This is a genomic window from Microbacterium sp. X-17 (assembly GCF_039615055.1).
In genome coordinates this window covers 12,379-34,418 of record NZ_JBDHNI010000013.1, presented here as the reverse complement: position 1 = coordinate 34,418, position 22,040 = coordinate 12,379, and the positions used below count along the sequence as shown (strand labels likewise).

At 70.7% G+C, this 22,040-nt stretch carries 21 protein-coding genes; 14 read left to right on the top strand and 7 right to left on the bottom strand.

What is annotated here, in order from left to right; genetic code table 11:
- The first annotated feature begins 116 nt into the window (after positions 1 to 116).
- The 4 genes from ABCS02_RS34210 (at position 117) to ABCS02_RS34195 (ending at position 5,129) form a co-directional block, all read left to right on the top strand.
- Complete coding sequence (locus ABCS02_RS34210) at positions 117 to 1,571, top strand: aldehyde dehydrogenase family protein (RefSeq protein WP_345840192.1); 1,455 nt, start codon at positions 117 to 119, stop codon at positions 1,569 to 1,571.
- A 125-nt stretch (positions 1,572 to 1,696) separates the two neighbouring features.
- Complete coding sequence (locus tag ABCS02_RS34205) at positions 1,697 to 3,151, top strand: MFS transporter (RefSeq protein WP_345840191.1); 1,455 nt, start codon at positions 1,697 to 1,699, stop codon at positions 3,149 to 3,151.
- A gap of 11 nt (positions 3,152 to 3,162) precedes the next feature.
- The gene (locus ABCS02_RS34200) at positions 3,163 to 4,152 is read left to right on the top strand and encodes a hypothetical protein (protein WP_345840190.1); all 990 of its coding nucleotides are present in this window, start codon (positions 3,163 to 3,165) and stop codon (positions 4,150 to 4,152) included.
- On the top strand, positions 4,149 to 5,129 hold the full coding sequence (locus tag ABCS02_RS34195) for a VOC family protein (protein ID WP_345840189.1): 981 nt from the start codon (positions 4,149 to 4,151) through the stop codon (positions 5,127 to 5,129). The genes ABCS02_RS34200 and ABCS02_RS34195 overlap by 4 nt, the downstream gene beginning before the upstream one ends.
- Positions 5,130 to 5,141: 12 nt before the next feature.
- Here the strand turns inward: ABCS02_RS34195 and ABCS02_RS34190 are convergent, their stop codons facing one another.
- Positions 5,142 to 6,083 carry a linear amide C-N hydrolase gene (locus ABCS02_RS34190; RefSeq protein WP_345840188.1) on the bottom strand — a complete coding sequence of 314 codons (942 nt, stop codon included), beginning with the start codon at positions 6,081 to 6,083 and terminating at the stop codon, positions 5,142 to 5,144.
- Between the two features lie 45 nt (positions 6,084 to 6,128).
- The gene (locus ABCS02_RS34185; protein WP_345840187.1) at positions 6,129 to 6,935 is read right to left on the bottom strand and encodes an SDR family NAD(P)-dependent oxidoreductase; all 807 of its coding nucleotides are present in this window, start codon (positions 6,933 to 6,935) and stop codon (positions 6,129 to 6,131) included.
- Between the two features lie 26 nt (positions 6,936 to 6,961).
- Here ABCS02_RS34185 and ABCS02_RS34180 point away from each other — a divergent pair, with 26 nt between their 5' ends.
- Positions 6,962 to 7,534 carry a TetR family transcriptional regulator gene (locus ABCS02_RS34180; RefSeq protein ID WP_345840186.1) on the top strand — a complete coding sequence of 191 codons (573 nt, stop codon included), beginning with the start codon at positions 6,962 to 6,964 and terminating at the stop codon, positions 7,532 to 7,534.
- A gap of 141 nt (positions 7,535 to 7,675) precedes the next feature.
- On the opposite strand, the gene ABCS02_RS34175 is transcribed toward ABCS02_RS34180, so the two are convergent.
- Positions 7,676 to 8,293, bottom strand: coding sequence for a TetR/AcrR family transcriptional regulator (locus ABCS02_RS34175; RefSeq protein ID WP_345840185.1), 618 nt, complete (start codon positions 8,291 to 8,293; stop codon positions 7,676 to 7,678).
- Positions 8,294 to 8,388: 95 nt separating this feature from the next.
- On the opposite strand from ABCS02_RS34175, the gene ABCS02_RS34170 reads away from it, so the two are divergent.
- Genes ABCS02_RS34170 through ABCS02_RS34160 form a run of 3 tightly spaced genes read left to right on the top strand, consistent with a single transcriptional unit; the run spans position 8,389 to position 13,364 of the window.
- Positions 8,389 to 10,614, top strand: coding sequence for a glycoside hydrolase family 3 C-terminal domain-containing protein (locus tag ABCS02_RS34170; RefSeq protein ID WP_345840184.1), 2,226 nt, complete (start codon positions 8,389 to 8,391; stop codon positions 10,612 to 10,614).
- 28 nt (positions 10,615 to 10,642) lie between these two features.
- Positions 10,643 to 12,091, top strand: a complete 1,449-nt coding sequence (locus ABCS02_RS34165; protein ID WP_345840183.1) for an MFS transporter — start codon at positions 10,643 to 10,645, stop codon at positions 12,089 to 12,091.
- A 40-nt stretch (positions 12,092 to 12,131) separates the two neighbouring features.
- Entirely contained in the window at positions 12,132 to 13,364 is a 1,233-nt protein-coding gene (locus ABCS02_RS34160) for a family 1 glycosylhydrolase (protein WP_345840182.1), read from the top strand.
- Positions 13,365 to 13,385: 21 nt separating this feature from the next.
- Here the strand turns inward: ABCS02_RS34160 and ABCS02_RS34155 are convergent, their stop codons facing one another.
- Complete coding sequence (locus ABCS02_RS34155) at positions 13,386 to 14,072, bottom strand: MIP/aquaporin family protein (RefSeq protein WP_345840181.1); 687 nt, start codon at positions 14,070 to 14,072, stop codon at positions 13,386 to 13,388.
- A 47-nt stretch (positions 14,073 to 14,119) separates the two neighbouring features.
- Between ABCS02_RS34155 and ABCS02_RS34150 the strand changes: the two genes are divergently transcribed.
- The 5 genes from ABCS02_RS34150 to ABCS02_RS34130 all read left to right on the top strand — a co-directional run bounded on the left by ABCS02_RS34150 (position 14,120) and on the right by ABCS02_RS34130 (position 18,627).
- On the top strand, positions 14,120 to 14,794 hold the full coding sequence (locus ABCS02_RS34150) for an ArsR family transcriptional regulator (protein ID WP_345840180.1): 675 nt from the start codon (positions 14,120 to 14,122) through the stop codon (positions 14,792 to 14,794).
- Between the two features lie 12 nt (positions 14,795 to 14,806).
- The gene (locus ABCS02_RS34145; RefSeq protein WP_345840179.1) at positions 14,807 to 15,238 is read left to right on the top strand and encodes an arsenate reductase ArsC; all 432 of its coding nucleotides are present in this window, start codon (positions 14,807 to 14,809) and stop codon (positions 15,236 to 15,238) included.
- 134 nt (positions 15,239 to 15,372) lie between these two features.
- Positions 15,373 to 16,833 (top strand): MFS transporter, encoded by a 1,461-nt coding sequence (locus ABCS02_RS34140; RefSeq protein ID WP_345840178.1) that lies wholly within the window; start codon positions 15,373 to 15,375, stop codon positions 16,831 to 16,833.
- A 49-nt stretch (positions 16,834 to 16,882) separates the two neighbouring features.
- Complete coding sequence (locus ABCS02_RS34135) at positions 16,883 to 17,554, top strand: response regulator transcription factor (protein WP_345840177.1); 672 nt, start codon at positions 16,883 to 16,885, stop codon at positions 17,552 to 17,554.
- A complete protein-coding gene (locus tag ABCS02_RS34130) occupies positions 17,551 to 18,627 on the top strand; it encodes a HAMP domain-containing sensor histidine kinase (protein WP_345840176.1) in 1,077 nt (358 codons plus the stop codon). Before ABCS02_RS34135 ends, ABCS02_RS34130 begins: the two co-directional genes overlap by 4 nt.
- A gap of 132 nt (positions 18,628 to 18,759) precedes the next feature.
- On the opposite strand, the gene vanX is transcribed toward ABCS02_RS34130, so the two are convergent.
- Genes vanX through ABCS02_RS34115 form a run of 3 tightly spaced genes read right to left on the bottom strand, consistent with a single transcriptional unit; the run spans position 18,760 to position 21,358 of the window.
- Positions 18,760 to 19,368, bottom strand: a complete 609-nt coding sequence (vanX, locus tag ABCS02_RS34125) for a D-Ala-D-Ala dipeptidase VanX (RefSeq protein WP_345840175.1) — start codon at positions 19,366 to 19,368, stop codon at positions 18,760 to 18,762.
- Entirely contained in the window at positions 19,365 to 20,399 is a 1,035-nt protein-coding gene (gene vanA / locus ABCS02_RS34120; protein ID WP_345840174.1) for a D-alanine--(R)-lactate ligase, read from the bottom strand. The genes vanX and vanA overlap by 4 nt, the downstream gene beginning before the upstream one ends.
- Positions 20,396 to 21,358: an NAD(P)-dependent oxidoreductase gene (locus ABCS02_RS34115; protein WP_345840173.1), complete on the bottom strand. Its 963-nt coding sequence runs from the start codon at positions 21,356 to 21,358 to the stop codon at positions 20,396 to 20,398. The genes vanA and ABCS02_RS34115 overlap by 4 nt, the downstream gene beginning before the upstream one ends.
- 165 nt (positions 21,359 to 21,523) lie before the next feature.
- On the opposite strand from ABCS02_RS34115, the gene ABCS02_RS34110 reads away from it, so the two are divergent.
- A partial coding sequence (locus ABCS02_RS34110; protein ID WP_345840217.1) for a thiamine pyrophosphate-binding protein occupies positions 21,524 to 22,040 on the top strand: 517 nt, incomplete at its 3' end.

Below are 22,040 nucleotides of genomic sequence, written 5' to 3'. Positions count from 1 at the left end.
CGGACCGAGCATCGTTCGCGGGCTTCCGAGAGTTGGCTAACGTCCGATTCGCTCAGCGTCGGCTCTTTCGCTCCGGGCTCGACACCGCCGTCCGCACCCCTCTGAGGAGTCCTCTCGTGACCGTTACCACCGCACTCTCGCCGCGCTACGCCAGCGTGAACCCGTACACCAACGAGCTCGTCGAGAGCTTCCCGTTCGCCACCGACGAGGAGGTGGATGCGGCCCTGGATGCCGCCCAGGACGCCTTCGAGTCGTGGCGGTCCGTGCCCCTGGCCGAGCGTGCCGCGATCATCGCCCGGGCCGCCGAGCTCATCGACGAGCGCGCCGACGAGCTCGCGCGACTGAGCACGCTCGAGATGGGGAAGCTGTACTCGGAATCGCTCGTCGAGGTGCGCGACCTGTCCGGCGCGATCCTCAGCTGGGTGGCCGCGAACGCCGCCGAGGCCCTGCAGCCCGTGCCGATCGCGTCCTCGATCGCCGACCAGGAGTTCATGGTCGTCTATCAGCCCGAGGGGATCGTGCTCGAGATCGAGCCCTGGAACGGCCCGATCTACCAGGCGATCCGCGGCTTCGCGCCCGCCGTGGTCGCCGGGAACGTCGTCATCCTCAAGCACGCCGAGAGCGTGCCCCAGTGCGCCGCCGCGCTGATCGAGCTGCTTCGCGACGCGGGGCTGCCCGCCGGCGTCTGGCAGAACCTCTACGCCACCCACGACCAGATCGACCGCATCATCGCCGATCCCCGGGTGCGCGCGGTGACCCTCACCGGCAGCGAGCGCGCCGGGCGGGTGATCGGGGCGAAGGCGGGGGCCGCTTTGCGCAAGTCGGTGCTGGAGCTCGGCGGATCCGACGCGTTCATCGTGCTCGACGACGCCGATCTCGACGAGACGATCACCGGCGCCATGTTCGCGAAGTTCTTCGTCAGCGGCCAGGTCTGCATCTCCGCGAAGCGGATGATCGTTCTCGACGCCGTCTACGACGCCTTCGTCGAGCGATTCACCGCCGCGATCGCCGAACTCCAGCCGGGGGATCCGTTCCTGCCGGAGACGACGCTCGCGCCCCTGTCGTCCCAGGCCCAGGCCGATCGCGTCAAGGCGCAGATCGCCGCGGCCGTCGCGGCCGGCGCCACCGCGACGGAGGTCGGAGTCCCGGTCCCCGACACCGGCGCCTTCGTCCAGCCGACCCTCCTGACCGGGATCACCGCGGCGAGCCCGGTCTACTACGAGGAGATCTTCGGACCGGTGCCGATGCTGTTCCGCGTCCCGGACGTGGAGGCGGCCATCGAGCTCGCGAACGACTCGCCGTTCGGCCTGAGCGGATCGGTCTGGAGCCGCGACGTCGGCCGCGCGGTGGAGGTGGCCAAGCGCCTCGACACCGGGATGGTCAGCGTCAACGAGCCCTTCGCCGACACCGCGATCGACTTGCCCCTGGGCGGGGTGAAGAACTCCGGATACGGGTGCGAGCTCGGCATCGAGGGTCTGCGCGCGTTCTCCAACGCCAAGTCGATCACCCTCCCCGTGGGCGTCCACGCCCGCTATGACGCGGCCGGCAACGACGCGGTCGTCGACTCCTGATCACGCCCTCCTGACCTGCTTCTCCGTCCTGACAGGCGCTACATGCCTCGTCAGGAATACGGTCGCGCCCGCGCGGGCGACCGATGACCTGCAGTACCCGCTTCATATCTGAACCGAGGTTTGACATGACAGACGTACGCCCCCGCAGCGGGGTCGCCATCGCACACGCGGTGCCGGCGACGCGCGCGCTCGTCGCACTCCTGGCGGCGACCATGGTCACCGCCGTCATCGTGAACGACATGCAGGGCTCGGCGTTGAGCCCCTTGATCGCCACGATGATGCACGACCTCTCCCTGAACGCCGCCGACGTCGGCTGGATCCTCAACGGCTACACCCTCGCCGGGGCGGCGTTCTCCGGCTTCCTCGCCCGCGCCGGCGACTCGTTCGGTCAGCGCCGCATGCTCCTGATCATCTCCGGGATCGGACTGGTGGGCGCGGTGCTCGCGGGCTTCGCCTGGTCGTTCCCGGTCCTTCTCATCGGCCGCGTGATGATGGGCATGGGCCTGGCCGCGGTGGCGCTGGTCTGGGGCCTCATCCGCCCGCGGGCATCCGCGGCACAGGTGCAGCGGTTCTCCTTCCTCAACGCCACCACCTCCTTCGCGGTGGTCGCGGTCGCCTCGCTCCTGGGCGGCCTTTTCATCGTCAGCGGCATCCCGTGGCAAGCGATCTTCTGGGTCACCGCGGCCGGCTACGTCCTGCTCATCGGGCTGGTCATCGCGACCCCCGAGGCGCAGGTGTCCCGTGACGCGGTGCGGTTCGACCTCGTCGGCGGCATCGGGCTCGGTCTCTGGCTGTTCGCGCTGCTGCTGGGGATGTCGTGGGGCATCGACGACGGGTACGGCGACCCGCGTACCGTCACGGTGCTGATCGTGGCCGCGGTGCTGTGCGTGCTGTGGGTCGTGCAGCAGGTGCGCAACCCGCACCGACTGATGGCGTTCCACCGCGACGATGCCCGACTGATGCTGAGCGGCTACACGGGGGCCTGGTCGATCTACCTGACGTCCGCGTTCATGTTCTCGCTCATGCCGATCATGCTCCAGGCGCCGCAGAGCTCGGGCTACGGGCTCGGGCTCGGCGTGCTGGAGTCCACGCTGCCCCTGCTGATGCTGCTCCCGGCCGCGGCAGTGACCTGGGTCACGTCGGGCCTGCTGCTCCGGGCGTTCGGTCCGCGCGTCGTCATGTTCGGCGGCGCCGTCGTCACCACCTGCGCGTTCGTCGGTCTGGCCTGGTTCAACGACTCCTACGGGGAGTTCTTCGTGTGGGTCTTCGTCTACGGGCTGGGCCTCCTGACCGTGTACCACTGCAGCATGGCCCTCACCGCCGCATCCACGCGGCAGGACAACGTCGCGGTCACGGTCGGCATGCAGTACGCGGCCGGGTCGCTCGTGGCGTCGGTGTCGACGGCGATCGTCATCAACGTCATCGGCACGGGTGACGAGAACGGCGTCATCCCGCTGCCGAACATCTCGTTCGGCTTCCTGCTCGGCGGGCTGCTCATCCTCGCGCTGGGCGTGGTGTGGCTGTTCCTCGTGCCGCGTCGGCACGTCGACCGGCACGCCGTGGACGCGCCCGCCGAGTGAAAGGACACGCGATGGCGATCGAGCAGGATGCCGCACGGAGAGGTCCGCTCGTGCTGGAGCGGATCGGCAACTTCTACGTCGGCGGAGACACGGGGGTGGCGCAGACCCCCTCCCAGCTGGGCCAGCTGGGAGGGGGGCACGTGGTCGACGATCCGATGTACGTCGAGTACCTGATCCCCGTGACCGGGAACGACACCGCCGTGGTCATGGTCCCCGGCGGCGGCATCTCCGCCAGCTCCTGGCGGACGACCCCCGACGGGCGGATGGGCTGGGACGAGTACTTCGCGCGACGCGGATTCCCGGTGTACCTGGCCGACCAGGTCGGCCGGGCCCGATCGGGCTTCCGTCAGGGCCCCATCAACGACGTGCACGACGGGACGCTGCCGGCCGATCAGGCGCCCACGTTCTATCGCGTGAGCAACGAGGCGTGCTGGACCGTGAACCGCATCGGCCCCGAGCTGGGGGTGCCGTTCGAGGGCAACGAGTTCCCCGCCGAGGCCTTCGAGCAACTGACGAAGCATCAGATCCCGGCCTATGCCGTGCGCCCCGCGCCCAACCCCACCTCGCTGCGCGTCGCCGAGCTCGCGCGAGACATCGGCGGCGCGGTGGTCGTGGGGCACTCCGAGTCCGGTGCCTTCCCGTTCGAGGCGGTCTTCGCCGACCCCACCAGTGTGCGGGGGACCGTGATGATCGAGGGGCTCTGCCGCGAGTACACCGACGAGGAGGTGGAGCTGCTCGCCTGCGTGCCGATCCTCATGCTCTTCGGCGACAACCTCGACAAGGCCGAGGTGTTCCCCGGGGTGGTGTGGACCGAGCTGCTGCTCGCGGCCCGCGAGCTCGCCCTGCGCATCGAGCGGGTCGGCGGCAGCGTCGACGTGGTCCATCTGCCCGAGCACGACATCCGAGGGAACAGCCACATGATGATGTTCGACCGCAACAACACGGTCGTCGCCGACGTGATCATCGACTGGATCGAACGGCGCGTGGGAGCGGCGCGATGAACGGGCCGAGGGATGCCGATCGCGCCGTCACCGGGATCTCCGTCGCCGACGTCTACGCGCTCGACGTCGACGCGGCCCAGCGTATCTACGTCGAGACGTTCGGGTTCGACACGGTCGCGGACCTCCCCGGTTCTAGGCCGGCGGAGGGATGGCTCACCGTCGGGCATCCGGCGAATCCGTCGCTGCAGCTGCGTCTCACCCGGCCGGGGGGGCGGCTGAGCCCGGTTCTGCGAACGGGCCTCGAGCACGCGCTCTCCATCGCGAAACACGCTTCGCTCGGCCTCGTCACCACCGACATGGACCGCAGCCACCGTGCGCTGACCGAGGCGGGGGTGCGGTTCCTGCAGGAGCCGGTGCGCCGCGCGCCGGACGTCTCCCGCGATTTCCGGCGTCAGCTCGGCGAGGTGGAGGCCCTGATCACCGACGGATGCGGAAACCTCCACATCCTCATCGAGCCGGGCACGCTGTCCGACGATCGGGAGAAGTGGCCGGCTATCCCCGCGGCCGGCGCCCACCCCGCGGCCCTCGGCGGGGTGTTCATGCTCGACCTCTTCGTTGCCGACGTCGACGAGGCGGTGATGTTCTACCGCGACGTCCTGGGCTTCGAGGTCGGGGCCGACGAGGTGAGCGCGAACGGCGAGAACCGCTGGGTCACCATCCACCACCCCGCGCACCCGGAGGTGCAGGCGTGTCTGCTCGTGCCGAACGCCTGGTTCGACGACCTCCACGCCGTCGGGCTGCGAGCCGCCCTCGGCCGGCACGAGATGCCGGGGTGGGGGCTCACGACCGACGACTGCCGCCGCGCCTACGAGGAGCTGAGCGCCGCCGGCGTCGAGTTCGTGGCGCCGCCGGCGACCACGGTGGTGCCGATGCAGGCGGGCCTGCGACCCCCGCTCGGCGCCTGGGAGGCCGCCTTCCGCGACGGCGTCGGCAACGTCCACTACCTCGTCGAGCCGTTCGCCGCGCCCGCACGCTGAGCCGTCGGCGGATCAGTAGCGGAGGGTGGCGGGCTCGAAACGGGCCGACGCCTCGCCGACGAGCGACGGATCGCGCGGGTCGAGCCGCAGGACCTCGCGGCCGTCCTTCTGCGCATCGAGGTCGAGCCAGAAGATGCTCGGGCTGTCCGTCGCGCCGAAGTAGTAGGTGCCGTGGGTCAGGTCGGCGCCCGAGTGCCACCAGGTCGGGTAGACACCGCCGTCGTCGTAGGGCGCGCCGAACGGCACGGACACGTTCGAGATGAGCTGGAACACGCCCGCCATGGCCTGCTCGGCCGAGGCGGGGGCCGGGAGATAGTGCAGGAAGTACGAGGCGCGCACGAAGCGGTCGCGCGACGTGATGTCGCCGGGCGGGGGCAGCTCGCCGCCGAAGGGGCGATACCGCGCGAGGTTCTCGAGCTGCTGGTCCAGCGGGGGAGAGTTCGTCATCACGGTGTGCTCGGGTCCGTGGTGCACGACGAGCTCCCCGTCGATCGGCTCGATGATCGCGGAATCGCCGCTCGCATCCTCGATCGCGATGTGGATGCCGAGGTGCTCGCCGCGCAGGGGCGGGAACGCGATCCGCACGTCGTCGATCGCGGCGACCGCCTCGGCGACCGTGGCGAAGGTGTCCAGCAGGTATTGCGCCCACAGCGTGTGCGCGACCGACGGACGGCCGTCATCCGCCGCCCCGCCGTTGTCCTCGGGCTCGAGGTAGAGGGCGTGGGCGGCGAGGCCCTTCTCGTTCAGCCCGTCGACCGTGCCGACGCCCCACATGCTGACCGCGAAGCTGGAGTAGGCCGACACCCACTCCAGCGCGGTCTCGGCGTCGCCGCCCGAGCGGGCCGTGCCGCGCGGCACGAACCACAGCTCGGGCTCGTCGGTCACCGCCCAGTCCATGCAGCGGCTTACGGCGTTCGCGACGCCATTGTCATTCCACAGGATCCGGGTGCACACGACCGCGAGAATAGCGGCCCGCGCACGTCCGGCGCGAAGTCCCGATCAGCGCGGACCCTGGCCGGCACCGCCGTCGACGAAGAACGGGTGGCCGGTGAGGTAGCCGGAGGCGTCGCTGGCGAGGAAGAGCACGATCGGGCCGAGGTCGTCGAGCGGGTCGCCGACGTAGCGCACCGGAACGCGCGCCTCCATCTCCGCGCGGCGCGACGGCTCTGCCTCGAGGTATCCCTTCAGCGCCGGCGTGAGGATCGCCGGGTAGATCACGTTCGCCGTGATGCCGTACTGGCCCCAGTCCGTGGCGGCCGCGTACGTGAGCGACGCGATGGCGCCCTTCGCCGCGGCGTAGTGGCCGAAGTTCGGGACCCCGCCGCGCGAGGCGCCGGACGACGTGTTGATGATGCGGCCCCAGCCCTGCGCCTTCATGTACGGGAAGCAGGCCTGCATGAACCGGAACGACGCCAGCGGCCCGGACTCGAACGACTGCGTGAACAGCTTGTCGCTCAGCTCTTCCCACGGCACCGGCGTCAGGCCGGTCTGCGCGTTGTTGACGAGGATGTCGACCCGCCCGTACGTCGCGATCGTCTGCGCCACGACGTGGTCGATGTCGTCCTTCTTCGTCACGTCGCACGCGAACGCCAGGCTCTCGCCTCCCGCGGCGGCGATCTCGTCCTGCAAGGAGGTCATCTCGTCGTCGAACACGATGTCGCACACCACGACCTTCGCGCCGGCGCCCGCGAGCGTCAGTGCCTCGGCCCGGCCGATGCCGCGGCGTGCTCCCGTGATGATCGCTACTTTTCCTTCGAGCGTCGTCATTGTCCGTCCCTTCGTGAACCGGTAGGTTCGTGTGAGCATCTGAAATATAGTACTGGGTAACATAAATGGGCAAACCACGCGGAAGACCCGCCACCATCGATCGCGCCGCCGTGCGCGAGACCGCCTTGCGACTCTTCGAGGAGCGCGGGTACGAGCAGACGACCGTCGACGAGATCGCGGATGCTGCCCGGATCAGCAAGCAGACCCTGTTCCGGCTGTTCCCCTCGAAGGCCGACCTCGTGTGGGACGACCTGGACGACGGGCTGGATCGCGCGTTCCGTGCCGTCACCGCGGACCCGGAGCCCCAGACGCTGGCTCAGATCGTGCATCGGGTGTTCCGGACGCCGGCGGAGCTGGCGGACCCGGCGCAGGTGACCTCGCTACGACGGCGGCTCAGGCTCGTGGGCGCGACCCCCGCGCTCATGCGGCACACGACTCTCGACACCCTCCACGAGCGGATGACCGCCGCCGTGGGCCGCGCCACGGGCCTGTCGGCGCCGCCCGAACTGGTCGCGCGCACCCTCGTCGCCGCCGGCCTCTCGGCGATGATCTGGTGGGCGGAGCACGACGACGTCGACAGCCCCGCGCACGTGCTGGCGCTCACACTCCGGTCGCTCGCGGAGGCCGCGCCCGCCTGAGTCGCTCGGGTCCGTCCCGCACAACTCCTGCACTCCGGGGCTCACCCGGGCCCGGCTCCCGCGCGGTTCCGCGCCTGGGACCGTCTCTGCGGGGGTGGGTGCAGGAGTTGTGCGCCGCGGCGCGGGGCCCGCACGGGAGCGCTACTGATCGCGGCGCGTTCCGTAGGCGAGATCGATCGTCTCCCAGAAGAACTCGACGTGGCGGGCCATGTCGAGGGTCGGGTCGAAGAGCCACTGGGTCTGGAGGCCGTCGATCAGGGCGCTGCTCATCGCGATGATCATCCGCGGATCGATGTCGGCGCGCAGGCTGCCGTCCTTCTGCATCTGCTCGAGAACGACCGACATCCGCACCGCCACCTGCTGGTAGCGCTGCGTGAAGTATTCGTGCGATTCGTGCCTGGGCGTCGCGGCTTCCGCGGTGAGGCTGTTGTAGAGCTGCACGAGACCGGGCACGTCGGCGTTGTGCTTCACGAGTTTCGCGAGCTCGGCACCGAGGTCCTGCGGACCTCCGGCCGCGGGCAGCCCGCCGTGGTCGAACTCCGCCGAGTCGCGTTCGTCGCGCCGGCGGACGATCTCGGCGAAGAGCGCCTCCTTCGTCCCGAAGTAGTACAGCAGCCCCATCTGCGTGAGCCCCACCGCGGTCGCGAGCTCCTTGACGGTCGCGCTCGAGTACCCCGTGCGCGCGATCACATCGAGCGCGGTGTCGAGGATCTCCTCGCGCTTCGCGACGCCCTTCGCGTACGTGCCCTTCCTGGCCATTCCGCCACTATAGGCACCTCACGGCGGCGCTTGCATCAAAAAAGTGTATGACGTACAGTTTCTTCGTTCTTGCCCCCCGACGAAGAGGGAACCCCGTGACGAAGACGTCTCCCGCAACGGCCGACCTGACGCTCGCCGAGAAGGTGTCGCTGGCCAGCGGCGCCTCGTTCTGGAAGACCGAGGCGGTCGGCGCGATCCCGGCCATCCACCTCACGGACGGACCGCACGGACTCCGGATGCAGGCGGACGGCGGCGATCACCTCGGCCTCGGCGGCAGCCTCCCCGCGACCTGCTTCCCGCCGGCGGCCGGCCTCTCGCAGGCCTGGAGCACAGCCCTCGCCGGTCGCATCGGCGAGGCGCTCGGACGCGAGGCGCAGGCAGCCGGCGTCAGCGTGCTGCTCGGGCCGGGCGTGAACCTGAAGCGCGACCCCCGGGCCGGACGCAACTTCGAGTACTTCTCGGAGGATCCGATCCTGAGCGGCGCGCTCGGCGCCGCGTGGGTCACCGGACTCCAGGCGCAGGGCGTCGGGGCCTCGGTCAAGCACTTCGTGGCGAACGAGTCCGAGGACGACCGGATGCGCTCCAGCTCCGAGATCGACGAGCGCACGCTGCGGGAGCTCTACCTCCGTCCGTTCCAGCGGGTCGTCGAGGATGCCCGGCCGTGGACGGTCATGTGCTCGTACAACCGCATCAACGGCGTCTACGCGGCCGAGAACCACTGGCTCCTCACGCGCCTCCTCCGCGACGAGTGGGGCTTCGACGGCGTCGTCGTCAGCGACTGGGGCGCAGTCGACGACAAGGTCGCCGCGGTCGAGGCGGGACTCGACCTCGAGATGCCCGGCAACGGCGGCGCGTCCGACGCGCTCGCGCTCGCGGCGGCCGAGGACGGACGCCTGTCCCTGGCGGCGGTGGATCGCGCCGCGAACGCGGTCGCCGAGCTCGCGCTCCGCGCCCGGGCCGCACGCCGCGAGGTGACGGTCGATCACGAGGCGCACCACGCGCTGGCCCGCGAGGCGGCGTCCCAGTCCATCGCGCTGCTGAAGAACGAGGACGGGATCCTCCCGCTCGCGCGGGAGCGGCGGATCGCCGTCATCGGCGAGTTCGCGGAGCAGCCCCGCTACCAGGGCGGCGGCAGCTCGCACGTCAACCCGACGCGCGTGGACGTGCCGCTCGAGGAGCTGCGCACCCGGTTCGACCGGGTCGAGTTCGCGCGGGGCTTCACGACCGACGACAGCCTGGACGCCGCGGCGCTCCGCGCCGAAGCCGTCGCGACGGCGGCGCGGGCCGAGGTCGTCGTGCTCTTCCTCGGCCTCGGCGCCCGGCAGGAGTCGGAGGGCTTCGACCGGGACACGATCGAGCTGCCGGCCGACCAGCGCGAGCTGCTCGACGTACTCGCGGCGACCGGCACGCCGATCGTCGTGGTCCTCTCGCACGGCGGGGTCGTGCGCCTCGCCCCGGTGGCCGGCACCGCGCGGGCCATCCTCGCCGCGGCGCTCCTCGGCCAGGGCGGCGGCGCGGCGATCGCGGACGTCCTCGTCGGCGCGGCAAACCCCTCGGGCAAGCTCACCGAGACCGTTCCGGAACGGATCGAGGACGTCCCGGCCTACCTCAACTTCCCGAGCGAGAACTCCCGCATCCTCTACGGCGAGGGGCTCCACATCGGGCACCGCTGGTACGACGCGCGCGACCTCGCCGTGACGTATCCGTTCGGCCACGGCCTCTCGTACACGACCTTCGCGTACTCCGGGCTGGAGCTGGCCGCGTGCGACGACGGCATCACGGCGGCGGTCCGGGTGACCAACACCGGCACGCGGGCCGGACGCGAGATCGTGCAGTTCTACGTCGGCAAGCCCGACTCGGCCGTGCGGCGGCCGGTCCGCGAGCTCAAGGGCTTCACGGACGTCACCCTGCAGCCGGGGGAGAGCGTGACCGCCACGGTCCTCCTCCGTCGTGCCGACCTCGCCTACTGGGACCTCCGGAACGGCGCGTGGACGCTGGAGACGGGGGAGTACGAGGTCCACGCGGCCGCATCGAGCCGCGACATCCGGCTCTCCGGCTCCGTCGCCGTCGTCGGCGACGAGCGTCCGCTCATCGTGTCCCGATCCACGACGCTGGGCGAGATCATGGCCGACCCCGCCGCCGCGGAGACCATCCTGCCGCTGCTCGCGGCCGGGACCGGCGGCGTCGACGCCGCGGCGGGCGACACGCTCGGCATGGACATGATGCGGATGCTGGCCTCGATCCCGCTCGCGCGCGTCGCGCAGTTCGGCGGCGACGGCGGCCTCTCCGCCCTTCTCGACGGCACCGCCGCCGAGCACTGAACCGAATCAATGAAGATTGGGAACTGACATGGCACGAGTAGCACTCACCACCAAGGCGGTCGGCACCGACCTCGCCACGATCGAGGAGCCGACCACCGTCGGCACCTCCATGAAGTACCTGCGGGGCGCACCGCTGCGGCGCTACACGCTCTGGTTCGCCCTGAGCACGGCGGCGTTCACGGCCATCTGGGCGGGCGTCTCGACGATCCTCCTGCCGAACCAGGTGCAGATCATCGAGTTCGCGAACTGGTTCGTCGGCTCCGACGCGACCGTCAACCTCCAGCAACTGCAGCAGCTCCAGCAGGACATCGCGGCCGGCACGGCGACGGCGACCGCCGACCAGGCGCGGCAGCTCAGCATCCTCGCCGGCTTCGACGGCGCTCGCGCGCAGTCGCTCGCGCTCGTCACGGCGATCGGTGTCGTGGGCACCATGCTGATCCAGCCGATCGTGGGCGTCCTGTCCGACCGCACGCGCTCGCGGATCGGCAGGCGCGCGCCCTGGATCCTCTTCGGCGTGCTCGTCGGCGGGGCGTTCCTCGCCGGTCTGCGCTTCGCGCCGACCATCGCGCTCGCGGCGATCCTGTGGACGATCGCACAGGTCGTGCTCAACATGGCGCTCGCGCCGCTCAACACCACGCTCGCCGACCGGGTGACCGAGCGGAAGCGCGGGACCGTCTCCAGCATGGTCGCGCTCGGCACGTTCGCCGGCGGCATCATCGGCGGCGTCGGCGCGGGCATCGCGTTCGGCGCGGTGGGCCTCGATCTCTACTTCGTGTTCGCGGCCGCGGTGGCCCTGCTCGGGGTGCTGTTCGTGCTGATCCTGCGGGACCGCTCGTCGAAGGACCTCGCCATCCCGCCGCTGAAGTGGGGCGCGTTCTTCAAGGGCTTCCTCATCCCGCTGCGCGCCGCGGACTTCCGCTGGGTGTGGATCGCCCGGCTCCTCCTCACGTTCGGCTACACCGTGTCGACCGCGCTCGCGCTGTACATGCTGCAGAGCTACGTGCGCCCGACGCTCAGCGTCGAGGCCGCGACCGGCCTCGTCCCGCTGCTGAGCCTCGCCGGCGTCCCCGGCACGCTCATCGCGGTGATCGTCGTCGGGCGCATCTCGGACCGGATCGGCCGTCGCAAGCCGTTCGTGATCGCCGCGTCGATCCTCATGTCGCTGTCGATGATCGTGCCGTTCGTGTGGCCCGCGGTGCCGGCGCTGTTCATCCAGGCGATCGCCGCCGGCATCGCGTTCGGCATCTACCTGCCGATCGACCAGGCGCTGTTCGTCGACGTGCTCCCGGACCCGAACGCCGCCGGGCGCGACCTCGGCGTCGCGGCCCTCGGCAGCAACCTCGGTCAGGCGCTCGGCCCCATCCTCGCTGCGCAGATCGTGGCGCTCACCGGCGGCTACGGACTCATCTGGGTCGCCGCGTTCGTGCTCGTGGCGATCGCCGGCATCGCCATCATCCCGGTCAAGGGTGCCCGCTGAACGCGGCGGGCACCGATCCCATCACTCTGGAGGCATTCCGATGACCACGCTCGCACCCGGATTCCTGTGGGGCGCCGCGACGGCGCCGCACCAGGTCGAGGGCAACAACGTCAACGCCGACTTCTGGCGCACCGAGACCCGCATGCCCGGCGCGACATACAGCGGCGACGCCTGCGACTCCTACCACCGCTATCGCGAGGACATGCAGCTGATGGCGGACGCCGGCCTCACGGCGTACCGGTTCGGCATCGAGTGGGCGCGCATCCAGCCGCGTCCGGACCTGTTCTCCCGCGCGGAGCTCGCACACTACCGGCGGATGATCGACACCGCGCTCGAGCTCGGCCTGACCCCGGTCGTCACGCTCCACCACTTCACGTCGCCGGCGTGGTTCGCCGACGAGGGCGGCGGGCTCACCGGCCCGACCGCGGCGCAGCGCTGGGGTGCCTACGTCGAGCGGGTGACGGAGATCCTCGACGGCGTGGAGTGGATCATCACGTTCAACGAGCCGAACATGCTCGCGCTCATGACGGCGTTCGCGGAGCTGGCCGCGTCCGGTGCGATGGACGAGTGGCAGAGCCCCACGCTGGAGGTCGACACGTCGGATCACGCAGGCCTCGTCGCCTCACTGCCCACGCCCGATCCCGAGGTCGGTCGCGCGCTCATCGCGCTCCATCGCCAGGCCGTCGGGATCCTGCGCGCGCGGACGACCGCCAAGGTCGGCTGGACGATCGCGAACCAGGCCTTCACCCCGACGCCGGGCAACGAGGCGACGTACGCCGAGGTGTCGCACGTGTGGGAGGACCTCTACCTGGAGGGATCGGCCGGCGACGACTTCATCGGCGTGCAGTCGTACTCCTCGCAGCCGGTCGACGCGAACGGGCCCGTGCCGCATCCGCCGCACCCGGACAACACGCTCGTCGGGTCGGCGTACCGTCCGGACGCGCTCGGCATCGCGCTCCGTCACGCGTGGGAGGTCGGTGGCGGCATCCCGCTGCTCGTCACCGAGAACGGCATCGCGACGGATGACGACACCCGCCGGATCGCGTACACCGAGGGCGCCCTGGCCGGTCTCGAGGACGCGGTCGCGGACGGCATCGACGTGCGCGGCTACCTGCATTGGAGCCTGCTCGACAACTACGAGTGGGGCCACTGGGAGCCCACGTTCGGTCTCATCGCTGTCGACCGCGAGACGTTCGTCCGCACGCCGAAGCCGAGCCTCGCGTGGCTCGGCCAGCGCGCCCGGGCGCACGCCGAGACGGCCGTCGGCGCCTGAGCCCGTCCGGATCGCGCGGGGTCAGGATGTGGGGGCGGTTCGACGGATCGGGAAGAGGAGCACGATGAGGGAGACGCCGACCGCCGCGCCGAGGACCTGAGCGAGCAGGAACCACAGGGCGGAGATCGGGGCGATGCCGGCGAACGTGTCGGTGAAGATGCGGCCGATCGTGACCGCGGGGTTGGCGAACGACGTCGACGAGGTGAACCAGTACGCGGCACCGATGTAGGCGCCGACCGCGGGTGCGACCAGGAGGACGCGACCCGCGCGGACGAGGCCGAAGATGACGAGCAGCAGAACGGCCGTGGCGACCACCTCGGCGAGGAAGGCGCCCGGCGTCGCGCGATCCTTCATCGACAGCGTGGTCGGGACCTCGAACATCGCGTTCGCGAGCACCGCACCGCCGATGGCTCCGGCGGTCTGAGCGAGCAGGTACGCGACGATCTTTCCGGGGGCGAGTCGCGCGCCGAGCGCGCGGTCGGCGAGCGTGACCACGGGATTGAGGTGCGCGCCGGAGACGGGTTGCAGCAGCGCGATCAGCACGGCGAGCCCGAATGCCGTCGCCAGGGAGTTCTCCAGGAGTTCGAGGCCGACGTCGCCGGGGGAGAGGCGTTGGGCGGCGATGCCGGAGCCGACCACGATCGCGACGAGGAGGCCGGTGCCGAGGAACTCCGCGAGCAGCGGACGCCAGAGGGGTGTGTGGTTCATCGCTGACATCTTGACGAATCCGAGATAGCTCAGTCAAGATTGAGGCAATGAACGATGAGCTTCCTCCCGAGGTCGCAGCGCGTGCGGCGAAGCACGCGGCGCTCGGCGATGCGGCGCGTTTGCGGATCGTCGACCTGTTGACGCTCGGCGACCTCTCCCCGACGGAGATCCGTCTCGCGCTCGGGTTCGGGTCGAACCTCGTCGCGCACCACCTGAACGTGCTGGAATCGGTCGGCATGATCGCCCGGACCACGTCGGAGGCGGATCGCCGCCGTAGCTACATCCATCTGATGGGCGACGCCCTCGACGGACTCGTTCCGAGCGCGGCCGTCCGTGCCTCGAAGGTGGTGTTCGTCTGCACCGCGAACTCCGCGCGCTCGCAGCTCGCCGCCGCGCTGTGGTCGGCCCGGAGCGACATCCCGGCCGCCTCTGCAGGGACCCTCCCGGCCGAGCGGATCGCGCCGGGAGCAGTCGCGGTCGCCGCGCGCCACGGTCTCGTCTTGGAGAACGCCCGGCCTCGGGCGCTGGGCGAGGTCCTCACCGGATCGGACTTCGTGATCACGGTGTGCGACAACGCGCATGAGCGTCCGGGAGTCAGCGCGAATCTGCACTGGTCGATCCCCGACCCGGTCCGCGTCGGCACGGATGCCGCGTTCGAGGCCGCCTACGCCGAGCTGGACCACCGCATCACCGACGTCGCGCCCCGCCTCGTGGCGTCCTAGGAGAGAGACATCATGAACCCTGACAGCACGCCCACGGTCCTGTTCCTCTGCGTGCACAACGCGGGCAGGTCGCAGATGGCGCTCGGCTTCTTCCAGCACTACGCCGGCGAGAACGCCGTGGCGTGGTCGGGAGGATCGGAGCCGGCCGCCGAGGTCAACCCTCAGGCGATCGCGGCCATGAGCGAGCGGGGCATCGACATCTCCCGCGAGTACCCGAAGCCCTGGACCGACGAGGTCGTCCGCACGGCGGATGTCGTGGTCACGATGGGCTGCGGCGACACGTGCCCCGTCTTCCCGGGCAAACGGTACGAGGACTGGGTGCTGGCCGATCCCGCGGGGCTCGAGCTCTCCGACATCCGCCCGATCCGCGACGAGATCGAACGCCGGGTGCTGGCCCTCCTCGACGAGCTCGGCGTCCCGACCCCGTCCCGCGCCTCCCGCTGAGTCGTCTCGGGAGGGGAGGTCCTCCAGTACCTGGCACACGGGGGACTCCCAGCTTTGTCGCTGCCGTCCTTGGATGAAGAGTGCGCGCTCGCGTCTTCTCGATGCGCGCGTCCCTTCACCGAGATACGGAACTCATGACATCGATTGCACGGCCGCGAACGTCGGTCCACAAGACGGCCATCCTGGCCATCATCCTGATCAGCTTCTTCATGGTGATCCTCGACAACTCGATCATCTTCACGGGGCTCCCCGCGATCCGCGACGAGATGCAGTTCAGCGCCGCCGGACTCGCCTGGGTCCAGGACGCGTACACCCTCACCTTCGGCGGCCTGCTCCTTCTCGCAGCGCGGGCCGGTGACATCCTCGGCCGCCGCCGGCTGTTCATCGTCGGGCTCGTCATCTTCACGATCGCGTCGGTCCTCGTGGCGGTCGCCATGGATCCCGCGTTCATGATCGCCGCCCGCGCCCTGCAGGGCATCGGATCGGCCATCGTCGCACCGACGTCGCTCTCCCTGCTGATGGCGACCTTCGACGAGGGGCCGGAGCGCTCGCGCGCGGTCATGCTGTACGCGGCGGTCGCCGGCATCGGCGCGAGCCTCGGCCTCATCCTCGGCGGCGCGTTCGCCGAGCTCATCTCGTGGCGCGCCGGCTTCCTGCTGAACGTGCCGATCGGCATCGTCATGATCGTGCTGACCGCCCGCTTCGTGCCGGAGGCGAACCGCATCAAGGGGCGGTTCGACATCGCCGGCGCCGTGCTCTCCACGCTCGGCATGAGCGCGCTCATCTTCGGGATCGTCGAGTCGGCCCTGAGCGGCTGGGCGGCGCCCACCACGATCGTCCCGATCGTCGCGGGGATCCTGCTGCTCGGCGGGTTCGTCGTCAACGAATGGCGGGCACCGCAGCCGATCATGCCGCTGCGCCTCTTCGCGAGCGCCGTGCGGTCGTCGGCCTACGCCATCCGGCTGCTCTACATGGGCGCGTTCATCGGCTTCTTCTTCTTCCTCACGCAGTACCTCCAGGAGGTCCTGGGCTGGAACGCGTTGGAAGCCGGCCTCGGCTTCCTCCCGATGACGGTCGTCAACTTCGCGGTGGCGATGGCGGTCACCGCGGTGGTCAACCGGATCGGACTCTTCACCACGCTCGGCATCGGCGTCCTGCTCACGCTCGTCGGCATGGCCTGGCTGTCGTTCGTCCACGCCGACAGCTCGTTCTTCGTCGACCTGGCGATCCCGATGATGTTCGTCGGCGCCGGTCAGGGCCTCGCCCTGGCCCCGATGACGGACTACGGCCTGCAGGGCGTGCGGACCGAGGATGCCGGTGCGGCATCGGGCATGACGAACACCGCGCAGCAGCTCGGCCTGTCGATCGGGCTCGCGGTCCTCGTGGCCCTCACCGCGGGCGTGTCCGGCGGCGACCGGGTCACGCAGCTCGTCGGCACCGTCAACCTCGGACTCGCCGGAGCGGCCGGGATGCTCGTCATCGCGCTCGTGCTGGTGGTCGCGGTCATCCTGCCGTCCGAGCTCATCGCGCGGCGCCGCCGCGGGAACGAGCCGGAGACCGCGCAGCCGAGCGAGACGGTCGTCGTCGCGCACTGACCGGGTTTTCGGTACGCCCGCGATATGCCGCCGCTCGTAGCATCGGATCATGCGCGTGCTGATCGTCGAGGATGAGCCCTACATGGCGGAGGCGATCCGCGACGGGCTCCGCCTCGAGGCGATCGCGGCGGACATCGCGGGTGACGGCGACACCGCGCTCGAGCTCCTCGGCATCAACGCCTACGACATCGCGGTCCTCGACCGTGACATCCCCGGGCCGTCCGGCGACGACGTTGCACGCAGCATCGTCGCCGGCGGCACCGGGATGCCGATCCTCATGCTGACCGCCGCGGATCGGCTCGATGACAAGGCGTCCGGCTTCGGGATCGGCGCCGACGACTACCTCACCAAGCCGTTCGAGCTGCCGGAGCTCGTGCTCCGGCTCCGCGCGCTCGACCGCCGCCGGGCGCACAGCCGGCCACCGGTGCGGGAGATCGCGGGGCTCCGGCTGGATCCGTTCCGCCGCGAGGTGTTCCGCGACGGCCGCTACGTGGCTCTCACCCGCAAGCAGTTCGCGGTGCTCGAGGTGCTGGTCGGCGCCGAGGGTGGGGTCATCAGCGCGGAGGAGCTCCTCGAACGCGCGTGGGACGAGAACGCGGATCCCTTCACGAACGCGGTCCGCATCACGGTGTCGGCGCTCCGCAAGCGGCTCGGCGAGCCGTGGCTCATCGCGACCGTGCCGGGCGTCGGCTACCGCATCGACCCGGACGCGCAGCGATGACCCGGGCGCCGGGGATCAGCGTCCGCCTCAAGCTCACCCTCAGCTACGCGGGTCTCGTGCTGCTGGCCGGCGCCGTGCTGCTCACGGTCGTCTGGGTCTTCCTCCTGCGCTACGTGCCGTCGGGGGAGATCACGAACTTCGGCCCCTTCATCCCCAACCGCGGTGACCTCGAGCGGGCCTTCGTGCCCGCCGCGGCCTGGGCGCTCGCCTTCCTCCTGGTGATCGGGGTCGCGGGCGGGTGGTTCCTCGCCGGCCGGATGCTCGCCCCGCTGCGGCGGATCACGGATGCCACACGCCGGGCCGCGAACGGGTCGCTCTCGCACCGGATCGAGCTGGACGGACGGCAGGACGAGTTCCGCGAGCTGGCCGACAGCTTCGACGCCATGCTGGCGCGGCTGGAGGCGCACGTCGCCGAGCAGCAGCGGTTCGCGGCGAACGCGTCGCACGAGCTGCGCACGCCGCTCGCGATCACGCAGACGCTCCTCGACGTCGCGCGCGCGGATCCGGAACGCGACACGGCCGCGCTCATCGAGCGCCTCCGCGTCGTCAACACGCGGGCGATCGAGCTCACCGAGGCGCTGCTGCTCCTCAGCCGCGCCGAGCGGCGCGCGTTCGTGCCGGAGGCGGTCGACCTGTCGCTCGTCGCGGAGGAGGCCGTCGAGAGCCTGCTTCCGCTCGCGGAGAAGCAGGGCGTGACGGTGCAGACCGCGGTGGAGGCGGCCCCCGTCCTCGGCTCGTGGGCGCTGCTCCTTCAGGTGGGCACGAACCTCCTCCACAACGCGATCGTGCACAACCTCCCGGCCGGGGGCACGGTGCGGATCGCGACCGAGACCCGTGGCGCGTTCGCGGTGCTCACGGTCGAGAACAGCGGACCGCAGCTCGCCCCGCAGCTCGTCGCGACGCTGGCCGAGCCCTTCCAGCGCGGCGGCGAGCGCATCCGCGGCGACCACCCCGGCGTGGGCCTCGGCCTCGCGATCGTCGACAGCATCGTGCGTGCCCACGACGGGACGCTGATGCTGGAGCCGGGCGAGGCCGGCGGCCTCCGTGTGACGGTCCGCCTCCCCGCCGCGTAGCGAGCGGAGGAGATGACACCAAGGGAGGAGCGAATACCTCGAATCGATCCTCCGCTCGTCACATTTCCTCCCTTCGTCGCGAGAAGGAGGCGGTGGGCGGAGGAGGCCAGAACCGCGCCGGGGGCGGGGGCGTCAGGCGATCGGGAAGTCGAAGTACGTGTCGGGGTAGGGCTCGTCGGCCAGGGTGTAATGCCACCACTCGCTCGCGTACGGGCGGAAGCCGCTTGCCTCCATGACCGCGCGGAGGTGGGCGCGGTTGCGCGACGCGGCCGGGGCGATGCCCGGTGCGCCGTGGTGCGACACCGGATCCATGAGGTCGTGGTCGCCGCCCATCGCGGCCAGCTCGCCGGTGTCCAGGCGGTAGAGCGTGAGGTCGACCGTGCTGCCGCGGCTGTGGCCGGACTTCGCCGCGACGTACCCGCGCGCGAACATGTCCGCGCGGTCGATGTTCGGATAGTGGCGGCGCTTCGTGCGGCCGTCCTCCGGCTGCGCGGACCAGCGCAGGAAGCAGTCCACGGCGCGCTGCGGGCGGTATCCGTCCCACAGGAGCAGGCCGAATCCGCGGGATGCCGCGTCGTCGCGTGCGCGGGCGAGCGCCGCGCACAGCTCCTTCGTGCCGACGATCCGGTTCGCGAGGTACCCGTCGACCGGGCGGCCGGTGAAGTTGTCCCACGTCGCGTACTTGGCGTCCCAGCGGATGCCGGATACCAGTTCGTCCACGAGGACGAAGTCCCGGTTCACGACCGGCCTCCGCGCAGGGCGAACGACAGCATCCCGTCGATCACGGCGGTGAGGGAGAGCCCGGCGGCCGCCATCATGCGCGGGTAGCGGCTGTACGAGGTCATCCCGGGCATCGTGTTCACCTCGTTGAGGACCACTTCGCCGTCGGCGGTGAGGAACATGTCGACGCGCGCGAGCCCCCGGCAGCCGAGGGCGCGGTAGATCCGTTTCGCCGCCTCCTGGACCCGCCGGCGTGTCTCGGCCGGGACGTCGGCGGGCACGACGATCGTCGCGTTCTCGGAGCCCTGCTCCGGCGCATCCTCCTGGTGGATCCGGAAGAAGCCGTGGGAGAGGCGTACCTGATCGACCTCGCCGACGACGAGCCCCCGCTCGGTCTCGAGGATCGCGCATCCCACCTCGCTGCCGGCGACCGCCCCCTCGACGAGCACTTTCGCGTCGTAGGCCGCGGCATCCGCCACGGCGGCGGCGAGATCCTCAGCTCGATCCACCCGGCTGACGCCGAACGACGAGCCGGAGCGGGCGGGCTTCACGAACACCGGATACGCGAGCGCGCTCGCGTCGACGTCCGCGTCCGGTGTGACGATCCGGAACTCCGGCGTACGGATGCCGGCGCTCCGCGCGACGACGTAGGCCAGCGACTTGTCCATGCACAGGGCGGAGCTCGGGAGGTCGCAGCCCGCGTACGGGATGCCGGCCAGCTCCAGCAGCCCCTGGATCGCGCCGTCCTCGCCGTGCCGGCCGTGCAGGACCGGGAGCGCGGCGTCGAGGCGGATCGGCGAGTGTTCGCCATCGACCAGCAGGCCGTGCATGCCGCGATCTGGCGACAGTGCGACGGACCGGCCGCCGGCGGCATCCAGGTCGTCGTCGGGGCTCGCGCAGAGCCGCCACGCGCCGCCGCGCGTGATCCCGACGTAGATCAGCTCGTATGCGGCGGTGTCGATGCTGCGCGCGACCTCCCGGGCCGACTTGACGGAGATCGGATGCTCCTCCGAGTCGCCGCCGAAGAGGATCGCCACTCTCGGTCTGCTCATGCTGATATCCCTTCGAACGCCAGGCAGGTGAGGATCGTGTTCTCGACCGTGTCGTCCAGCGCGCGCTCGGTGTAGAAGGCGGTGTGCGGCGTGACGATCACGTTCGGCAGCCGCTGCAAGCGCGCGAGCAGCGGGAACTCGAGGCGGCTTCCGCGGTGGTCGGCGTAGAAGACGCCGTCCTCGCCCTCGAGCACGTCGAGCGCCGCACCGCCCAGGGCGCCGCTCTCCAGGGCGTCCGCGAGGGCCGCCGTGTCGAGGAGCGCCCCGCGCCCCGTGTTCACCACGAACGCGCCCCGCTTCATCCGCGCCAGGCGGCCGCGGTCGAGGAGGTGGTGGGTCTCCGGGGTGAGCGGCGTGTGGAGCGTCACCGCGTCGCTCTCCCGCAGCAGGTCGTCGAGCGGGACGTGCTCCGTGCCCGTGGCCGGCCCGCGATCGTGCGTCAGCACACGGCTGCCGAACCCGCGCAGCCGCGCCACGACGGCGGTGCCGATCCGTCCGGTGCCGACGACGCCGACGGTCAGGTCGCGCAAATCCCTGCCGCGCGCGGCACCGAGCCGGAAGTCGTGCGCGTCGGCCCGCCGGAGGACGGACCGGGTGTCCCGGGCCAGCATCAGCAGGAGCATGAGGGTGTAGTCGGCGACGCTGTCGGGGGAGTAGGCGACGTTTCCGACGGTGATCCCGACGCTCCGCGCGAAGTCGACGTCGATGTGGTCGTATCCCGCGCTCCGCGTCGAGACGTACGCGACACCCGCGCGGCTCAGCTCCCGCAGCACCGGCGGGGCGAGCCGGGCCTTGTGGCCCACGCTGATGCACCGGTTCCCCCGCGCGAGATCGACGTTCGACACGGACACGGCTTCGTCCGTGATGGTCGGCACGACCCCGAAGCGCGGCGCGATCGCCCGGAACGAGGCGGCCTCGTCCGGCCCGCACCCGTACACGGAGATACCCCTGCTCGCCATGCGTCCCAGTGAACGCGGATGGGTGTTGCAGGGCCGTATGCGGTTCTCGATACGTTTGCGATATGCCCGGCCAAGAAGTGAACATCGGTTCGTTCAGCGAACCGATGTTCACGTGAGCGTGCCGGAACGATTCAATGACGCGAAGGGGAGCGAGGAGCAGTGACGATGCACTTCCACGAGGCGTTCGCGCGTGCGTTGGCCGACCAGGGCATCACCGAGGTGTTCGGGGTGCTCGGCGAAGCGAACATGTACATCATGAGCAGCTTCGAGCGGGTGACGGCCGGTCGCTACTCCTCGTTCTCGAACGAGGAGGGCGCGGTGTTGGCCGCCGACGGATACGCGCGCACGAGCGGTCGGCTCGGCGTCGCGACCGTGACGCACGGACCGGGTCTCACCAACACGGTCACGGCGCTCGTCGAGGCCGTCCGGAACCGCACGCCGTTGCTGCTCGTCGCCGGGGACACGGCGCTCGTCGACCGCCACAACCTGCAGAAGATCCCGCAGCGCGAAGTGGTGGTCGCGACCGGGGCCGGGTTCGAGCAGGTCCGTGCGGCGGACACGTACGCGGAGGACATCGCGGTCGCGGTCCGGCGGGCCGAGGTCGAGCGTCGTCCGATCGTGCTCACGGTGCCGTTCGATCTCCAGTGGACGGAGGTCGCGTACGAGCCCGTGGCGGGTCGGG